Genomic DNA, 790 nt, shown 5'->3' with positions numbered 1-790 from the left:
TCGGCACTGAACGCCCTGCGATCCCTGATCACCACCAGCCCCGAAGAGCTGCGCTCCCGACTGCGTTCACTCACACGAGCACGACTGCTCGCCACCTGCGCCGGCTTCGACCCCGCTCCCGCCAGGCTCACCGACCCGACCGCGGCAACCGAACTCGCCCTGCGTTCACTGGCCCGACGCGTCCTGGACTCGCAGATCCACGCCGCCGAACTGAAAAAGCAGCTCGACGATCTACTCACCCACGTCGCGCCCAGCACGATGGCGGTATTCGGGCTCGGACCCGACACCGCTGCGGCACTGCTGATTTCGATCGGTGACAATCCCGACAGGCTCACCACCGAAGCCGCGTTCGCTCGCCTGTGCGGCGTCGCGCCGATCCCGGCGTCCTCGGGCAAAGACCACCCGCCACCGACTCCACCGCGGCGGCGACCGCCAGGCCAACCAAGCACTACACACCGCCGTCGTCGTTCGACTGCGCTATCACGAGAACACCAAAACCTATGCCGCGCGCCGCAAACACGACGGCAAAACCACCCCCGAAATCCTGCGCTGCCTCAAACGTTATCTCGCGCGAGAAGTGTTCCGCGCCCTCCGCACCGACTGCCAGGCGATGACCACTTGACATCAATAGGAGCGTCCCTGGCGATCTCCTTCAACGCCGCCTTCTCCAACTCGGCCTCGGCCAACAGCCGTTTCAGGGTGGCGTTCTCGCGTTCGAGGTCCTTCAGCTTCTTCCGTCGTCGGCCTTCAAACCGCCGAACTGGTTGCGCCACCGGTAGTAGGTGGCCTC

The 790-nt window shown here is 65.4% G+C and carries 1 protein-coding gene and 1 pseudogene; one reads left to right on the top strand and one right to left on the bottom strand.

Going from position 1 to position 790, the window contains the following annotated elements:
- The coding region (locus tag ON30_RS42635) for a hypothetical protein (RefSeq protein WP_505805172.1) at window positions 1–395 on the bottom strand (395 nt) is incomplete at its 3' end.
- Here ON30_RS42635 and ON30_RS42630 point away from each other — a divergent pair.
- A pseudogene (locus ON30_RS42630) lies at window positions 298–790 on the top strand (hypothetical protein); the annotation flags it as partial. The gene ON30_RS42635 and the pseudogene ON30_RS42630 overlap by 98 nt on opposite strands.

It is taken from the genome of Nocardia takedensis NBRC 100417, from assembly GCF_000308695.1.
GTDB lineage: Bacteria > Actinomycetota > Actinomycetes > Mycobacteriales > Mycobacteriaceae > Nocardia > Nocardia takedensis.
The sequence above is the reverse complement of the archived record's forward strand: the minus strand, read 5'-3'. Positions and strand labels throughout refer to the sequence as shown.